We start from the raw sequence: 7,415 nt of genomic DNA on the forward strand, positions 1-7,415 counted from the left end.
TGTCGGCAAGCGCAGGGGAGGTTCGTTCCCCGGAGGAAGGGCGCTTAGCCCCTCAGGCAAGGGCAGAATGGCGGGGAAAAGCGGTCAAGTTTTTCCGCATCGCCTTGTTCGGCCCCGCGCGGGCCGGTAAAACGCATGCATGAGTGAGAGCAGCGATAACAACGAACACATCCGCGAAACCGCCGAGCCCCTGCGCCGCGCGATTGGCGAGAGATACCTGACCTACGCCCTGTCGACGATCATGCACCGGGCGCTGCCCGATGCACGCGACGGGCTGAAACCGGTGCATCGGCGTATCCTCTACGCGATGAACCGGCTGAAACTGGTCTCGAATGGCAAGTTCCTGAAATCGGCGAAGATTTCCGGCGACACCATGGGCGATTTCCACCCGCATGGCGACGCGGCGATCTACGACGCCATGGCCCGTCTGGCGCAGGATTTCGCGGTGCGCTACCCGCTGGTCGATGGGCAGGGCAACTTCGGCAATATCGACGGCGACAACCCGGCTGCTTCGCGTTACACCGAGGCACGGATGACCTTCATCGCCGAGGCGATGTTGCAGGGGTTGGACGAAAACGCGGTCGATTTCCGTGACAATTACGACGGCCGCCTGACCGAGCCGGTCGTGCTGCCAACCGAGTTCCCGACCCTTCTCGCCAATGGCGCGGCGGGCATCGCCGTGGGCATGGCGACGAACATTCCGCCGCATAACATTGTCGAGCTGATCGACGCCTGCCTGCATCTGATCAAGACCCCGGACGCGCGCGATGACACGTTGCTGAACTACGTGCCCGGCCCTGATTTCCCGACCGGCGGCGTCATCGTCGAGCCCAGGGAAAACATCGCCAAGGCCTATGCCACCGGGCGCGGCAGCTTCCGCCTGCGGGCCAAATGGGAGGTCGAGGACCTGGGGCGCGGCCAATGGCAGATCGTGGTCACGGAAATCCCCTATCAGGTGCAGAAATCCAAGCTGATCGAAAAGATCGCCGAGGTGATCCAGCTCAAGAAAATTCCGATCCTGGGCGATGTGCGCGACGAATCGGCGGATGACATCCGTCTGATTCTGGAACCCAAGTCCAAGAACGTCGATCCCGACCTGCTGATGAACATGATGTTCCGCAACTCTGACCTCGAGACGCGGTTTTCCCTCAACATGAACGTGCTGATCGACGGGGTGACGCCCAAGGTCTGTTCGATGAAGGAAGTGCTGCGCGCGTTTCTCGACTTCCGCCGCGACGTGCTGGGGCGCCGCTCGCGCCACCGTCTGGGCAGGATCGACAAGCGTCTGGAAGTTCTGGAAGGCTTCATCATCGCCTTCCTGAACCTGGACCGCGTGATCGACATCATTCGCTATGACGACGACCCCAAGGCCGCCTTGATGCGCGAGGACTGGGGCATCTCCCATGTCCGAGCCACCTCCGAGGCGGATTACCGCAGCCCGGCGCCAGGCGAGGGCGAGCTGTCCGAGGTCCAGGCCGAGGCCATCCTCAACATGCGCCTGCGCAGCTTGCGGCGACTCGAAGAGATGGAACTCAAGCGCGAGCAGGAAGAGTTGATGCGCGAACGGGCCGAGATCGAGGATCTTCTGGCCAGCGAGGACCTGCAATGGACCCGCATCTCCGATCAGTTGAAAGAGGCGAAAAAGAAATTCGGCAAGGATTGGGCAGGCGGCGCGCGCCGCACCCGGTTTGCCGAGGCCGCCGAGGTTGAAGAGGTGCCGCTGGAGGCGATGATCGAACGTGAACCGATCACCGTGGTCTGTTCGCAGATGGGCTGGATCCGCGCCATGTCGGGCCATATCGACCTCAATCGCGAGCTGAAATTCAAGGATGGTGACGGTCCGCGCTTCATCTTCCACGCCGAAACCACAGACAAACTGCTGGTCTTCGCCTCGACCGGGCGGTTCTACACCCTGTCGGCGGCGAACCTGCCCGGCGGGCGCGGCATGGGGGAACCCCTGCGCCTGATGGTGGACCTGCCCAACGAGGCCGAGATCATCGACCTGTTCATCCACAGCGCCGGTGCGAGGCGCCTGGTGGCCTCCAACGCGGGCAACGGTTTCGTGGTATCGGAAAGTGATCTGCTGGCCCAGACCCGCACCGGAAAACAGGTTCTGAACGTCGGCGAGGACGTGGCAAAGCTCTGTGTGCCGATCACCGGAGACCATGTCGCGATCATGTCGGAGAACCGAAAGATGCTGGTGTTCCCGGTGTCCGAACTGCCCGAAATGGGCCGGGGCAAGGGGGTCAGGCTGCAGAAATACAACTCGGCCCGCGGCAAGCAGGGGGTGTTGGAACTGGATGGGGGCCTGTCCGACGCCAGGACCTTCAACCTCGCAGAGGGGCTGAGCTGGCCCGCCGCCGGCGACCGCACCCGAACCGAGGTGGACATGTCCCCCTGGATCGGCAAACGCGCGGGCGTGGGCAAGGCGCCACCCTACGGTTTTCCGCGCAACAACAGGTTCGAGTAAGAAATGACACCCCTTGCAACGGAATATGTTGGTGAAAGGGGGGTGCTGTTCCGGCTGGCCCTGAAGGCGAGCGTGCTGACCGTTCTCACGCTTGGCATCTACCGTTTCTGGATGAAAACCCGGCTCAGGCGCTATTACTGGAGCGCGATTCGCCCTGGTGGTGCGCCGCTGGAATATACCGGCCAGCCGCTGGAAAAACTGCTGGGCTTCCTCGTCGCCGTGGTGGTCATGGCCTTCTACATCGGGGTCGTGAACCTGATCCTGATGTTTTTCAGCTTTGCCCTGTTCCAAGGCAATGTCACCGCCTATGCGCTGAGCTTTATCGGCGTGCTGCCGATCATCTTTTTCGCCCAGTACCGCGCGCGGCGCTATATCCTGGCGCGCACCCGCTGGCGCGGCATTCGTTTCGGGCTGGAGCCCGGCGCCTGGGGCTATGCCTGGCGTGCCATGTTCTACTGGGCGCTGGCAATCGCGACGCTCGGGCTGCTCTATCCGCTCAAGGCGTTCCGGTTGGAGAAATACCTGATCGACCGCACCCATTTCGGCTCGATGACATTTCAACAGGGCGGGCGCTGGACCATGCTATATGGGCCGTTGAAACACGCGTTTTACGCAATCGCAGTTCTGGCCGTGTCGATCGGCGCGGCAGTTTTGAGCGACAATGAAACCTGGCTCGCGCTGGCGGTGCTGGCCGCACCCTGGGCCGGGTTCGCAGGGGCCTATTGGCGTGCGCACAGCTGGCGCCTGCTGACCGATCACAAGGAGCTGGGCGAGGTGCGCTTTCGCTCCACTCCGCGCGCGGGGCGGGTGCTGGGCATATGGCTGCTGGGCGGCTTTCTGATCTATCTCAGCGTGCTGGCCATCATATTTGCGTTGCTGATCGGCGTGGTGGCCCTGCTGGCCGCCAGCGCCTCGGTCGAAATGATCGAGTTCCTGAACAACCTCGAAGAAAACTTCGACACCATCCCCGCCTGGATCTTCACCCTTGCGGGCATTGGCATCTATTTCAGCTTCTTTCTGCTCGGCAGCGCGCTCAGCCATACGTTCATCACCCTGCCGATGGCGGCGCATTTCGCCAGCCAGACGCAGATCCTGAACCCCGAGGCGCTGGCGGGCATCGACCAGAGGGCGCGGGACGAGTTTGCCGAGGCCGAAGGCTTTGCCGACGCTCTGGATGTGGGGGCCGCGTTATGAGCGAGATCATCCTGCCGGAACCGCCGCCGCCGCCCCCGGACCCGCCCGGGCCGCCGGGTCCGCCCGACTCCGACCGATTGTTCGCCTGGTTCGTGGATGGCATAGATGCGCGCTGGCAGCGGGTCGAGGTCGAGCTGTCCGCGCCGACGGGCGGGGGGCGTCCGGATCGGCTGCGCCTGACCCTGCCCGATGGCAGCCGGCTGGACTGGCCGCTGTCGGACCTGCGCGCCTTGCGGGATCAGGCCGGGGCAAAACAGTCCATCGTCTTGCGGCAGGACGGGCGCGACCCCGCCCGCCTGATGCTGTGCGGAGCAGAGATCGTGGCGCATGTCCGCAGCGTCGCGCCCGCGCTTGATCGCCGTCCGCCGGTCGAGAACCTGGGGCGGCTTCTGAAATGGTCCGTGGCCGCCGTGGCCTCGGTCGCGCTGATCATTTTCGGCCTGGTCCCGGTCCTGGCGGCGCAACTGGCGATGCTGCTTCCGCCGGAGGGGGAAAAGGCGCTGGGCGACGCCACGCTAAGGCAGATCCGGGTCGCGCTGAACGAAGCGGGGGCGACGCCGCTGCCTGCCTGTTCCAGCCGCGAAGGCGATGCGGCGCTTCTGGCGATGCGCGGGCGGCTGAACGCCGAGGGAGAGCTGCCCTATCCGCTGCAGCTCCACGTGCTGGATCACGAGATGATCAACGCCTTTGCCCTGCCGGGCGGCCATGTGGTCCTGTTCCGCGGGTTGATCGACGCGGCGCAAAGCCCGGACGAGGTCGCCGCCGTGCTCGCGCACGAGATCGGCCACGTGGCTCATCGTGATCCCACCCGCGGCGCGCTGCGCACCGCTGGGTCCATCGGGGTGCTGGGGCTGCTGCTGGGCGATTTCGCGGGCGGCACCGTGGTTTTGATGATGGCGCAAAGCCTGATCAACGCGAGCTATTCCCAGGCCGCCGAGGTCAAGGCGGATGATTTCGCCTACGGGGTGCTGACCCGGGCCGAGGTCAACCCGGCCGCTCTGGGCCACTTTTTCGAACGGCTGCGCGAGGAATACGGGGATGCCGAAGGGATCGTCGCCCACTTTGCTTCGCACCCGACGCATGAGGAACGTATCCGGGCCGCGCTGGAGGCCGAGGCCGCCGCCGGGATCAGCGCCACACCGGTGATCCCGGACAGCGACTGGCTGGCCTTGCGCCGCATCTGTGGCGGCACGCGCAGCGGCGTGCTGGAAGATGTCGGGCGCGAGGTTGGCGAAACTCCGGGTGGGACCGCCGAGGCGCCCAGGAAAGGCGGCAAGGGGCGGGCAGGGGAGGCCCCGGCTGACACCGGCGTTGCCCCCACCGGCAATCTCGACCAAAGCGGGTCGAAAAAGGACTAGGCGCGGCTGACCCTCAGCCAGACGCCCCCCACCGGGCGCAGGCTCAACACCATTTCGGGGCGCGGGTCGCGGTCGGGGATGGCCTCGAACCGATACCGCGCGAGCAGGGTCGAGAGGATGATCACCGCTTCCTGCATCGCGAAACTCATGCCGATGCAAACGCGCGGGCCGGTGCCGAAGGGCAGGTATTGAAATGGCGGGATCGCGCGCGGGTCTTCGAAACGATCCGGGTTGAAACTGTCCGGGTTGTCCCACAGCTCGCGGTTTCTGTGCAGCGCGTAGATCGGCAGCATCACCGTGTCGCCGGTGCGGATTTCTCGATCACGCAACTGATCCGGCGCCAGCGCCGTTCGGGTCAGCAGCGCGGCGGGCGGGTAGAGCCGCATCGCCTCGTCGATGATCTGGCGAAAGAAGGGCAGGGCAGGCACGTCTTCCACCGTCGCCGCCCGGCTCCCCAACACCTGCCGCGCCTGATCCCGGGCGCGGGTCTGCACCGCAGGGTCGAAGGCAAGCAGGTAAAGCGACCAGGACAGTGCCAGCGCGGTGGTTTCATGCCCCGCCACAAGGAAGGTCAGCACATTGTCGCGCAGTTCCTCCGTGGTCATGCGACGGCCCGTGTCCGGGTCTTCGCTGGCCATCAGCATGTCGAGCAGGTCCGGGCTGTCCACTTCCATGGTGCGCCGCGCCTCGATCGCGGTGACGGCGGCGGATTTCAGACGCTTGAGATCGCCGCCCACCATCAGTCGGGCCGGGCGGGGCACCCATTCCGGCAGGCCAAGGAAATCGAACAGCGAGACCCGTCCGGCGCCCGCCAGATAGCGTTCGATGGCGCGCCGCGCGAGGTCATGGGGAATGCCGTCATTGTGGCTGAAGCAGACCTGCCCGATCACGTCGAAAGCGGTCAGCAGCATCTGGTCGGCCATGTCGATCTCGGCCGTCGCGGTGCCGTCCAGCGCAGCATCGAGCCGCCCCGATACGGCCCGGGCCGCGCGGGTCATCACCGGGCCGAGCGTTTCGACATTGCGACGGGAGAACACAGGCGCGGCGGCGCGGCGCTGCCAGCGCCAGTGATCGCCGTCCGAGGTAAACAGCCCGCGGCCGATGGCCGGGCGCAGGATCGCGCCCACCTCGGGGGATTTCGGGTATTGATCGACCCGGTCCCGCAGGATCACGCGCAGGCTTTCCGGATCCTGTACCATGTGGAACCGCCTGACCACCTTGCCCGACACGATCGGCTGTTTCAGGCACAGCGCCGGGATGATTGCCAGCGCATTGCGCCGGGCCTCGGCCAGTACGCGCAGAAAGCCGCGCTCGCGGGTCGACAGGGCGACGGAGACGGGCAGGCTGGCGTGCATCGGGGCTCCTCCTGAGGGCAGTCTATGCCCGGAGCGGCGCGCTGCGCAAATCGCGCATTTGCGCTTGGTGCGCCTACACGGTATTCCTGCTGGGACCGACCCAAGGGGAGCTATCCATGTACCGTATTCTGACCGCGCTGACGCTGGCTCTCGGCCTGAGCGCCTGTGGAGAATTCAAGGACCTGCAGGAGCCGCCCGAACCGATGGGCGATTTCCTGCTGGGCCACAATATCGTCGTGGCGCCGGACCCGGTGCCCGGGCCGCTCACCCGCCCGGCCACCGAGGAGGAATGGCAGGAAAGCATTACCGCCGCGATCGACGAGCGCTTCGGGCGCTACGACGGAGACCGCTATTTCCACATCGCGGTCAAGGTCGAGGGATACGTGCTGGCCCTGCCTGGTATCCCCTTGGTGGCAAACCCGAAATCCGTTCTGATTGCCGGCGTGACGATCTGGGAAGACGAGACCCAGAGCAAGCTCAACGAGGAGCCCAAACGCTTTACCGTGTTCGAGCGGGCCTCGCCCGAGACCTTCCTGTCCTCGGGTCTGACCCAGAACCGCCATGCCCAGCGGCGCAACCTGGCGCGTAACCTGGCGAAGAAGATTCACGACTGGATGCTGAAAAATCCCGAATGGTTCGGCGGTGAGCCGCTGGAAGGCGTAGAGGAAACGGAAGAGCCCGAGATCGACCTCAGCACCGTGAACGTGCCGATCGACCCGGAAACCGGCGAACCGATCCCTGTTCCGGGCGAAGCAGCCCCCGAACCTCCCGCTGAGGGTGGTTAGGGGCGGGCTGACGACAAGTCCCGCTTGATTTTCTCCGCGCAAAGAAGTAACGAGCGCGCGATGATGAACTGGGTTCGTTCGAGCCCCCCAACAGACAAGGCTTACAAGGCGTATGGCTAAGGAAAAGTTTGAACGCGGCAAACCGCACTGCAACATCGGCACCATTGGTCACGTCGACCACGGCAAGACCACTCTGACGGCTGCGATCACCAAGTATTTCGGTGATTTCAAGGCCTATGACCAGATTGATGGC

General features: G+C 64.9%; 6 protein-coding genes. 5 read left to right on the forward strand and 1 reads right to left on the reverse strand.

The window, feature by feature from the left end; genetic code table 11:
• Positions 1-139 precede the first annotated feature (139 nt).
• The 3 genes from Q1V43_RS07445 to Q1V43_RS07455 are packed head-to-tail and all read left to right on the forward strand — an operon-like array spanning position 140 to position 5,022.
• The gene (locus Q1V43_RS07445; RefSeq protein WP_300515988.1) at positions 140-2,470 is read left to right on the forward strand and encodes a DNA topoisomerase IV subunit A; all 2,331 of its coding nucleotides are present in this window, start codon (positions 140-142) and stop codon (positions 2,468-2,470) included.
• Between the two features lie 3 nt (positions 2,471-2,473).
• A complete protein-coding gene (locus Q1V43_RS07450; protein ID WP_300515989.1) occupies positions 2,474-3,664 on the forward strand; it encodes a DUF898 family protein in 1,191 nt (396 codons plus the stop codon).
• Positions 3,661-5,022, forward strand: coding sequence for a M48 family metallopeptidase (locus tag Q1V43_RS07455; protein WP_300515992.1), 1,362 nt, complete (start codon positions 3,661-3,663; stop codon positions 5,020-5,022). The genes Q1V43_RS07450 and Q1V43_RS07455 overlap by 4 nt, the downstream gene beginning before the upstream one ends.
• Here Q1V43_RS07455 and Q1V43_RS07460 read toward each other — a convergent pair.
• On the reverse strand, positions 5,019-6,377 hold the full coding sequence (locus Q1V43_RS07460) for a cytochrome P450 (protein WP_300515994.1): 1,359 nt from the start codon (positions 6,375-6,377) through the stop codon (positions 5,019-5,021). The genes Q1V43_RS07455 and Q1V43_RS07460 overlap by 4 nt on opposite strands.
• 116 nt (positions 6,378-6,493) lie before the next feature.
• On the opposite strand from Q1V43_RS07460, the gene Q1V43_RS07465 reads away from it, so the two are divergent.
• Positions 6,494-7,162: a hypothetical protein gene (locus tag Q1V43_RS07465; protein WP_300515996.1), complete on the forward strand. Its 669-nt coding sequence runs from the start codon at positions 6,494-6,496 to the stop codon at positions 7,160-7,162.
• 112 nt (positions 7,163-7,274) lie between these two features.
• The coding region (locus tag Q1V43_RS07470) for a GTP-binding protein (RefSeq protein ID WP_287473517.1) at positions 7,275-7,415 on the forward strand (141 nt) is incomplete at its 3' end.

The organism is Aliiroseovarius sp., assembly GCF_030148435.1.
GTDB lineage: Bacteria > Pseudomonadota > Alphaproteobacteria > Rhodobacterales > Rhodobacteraceae > JASBTN01.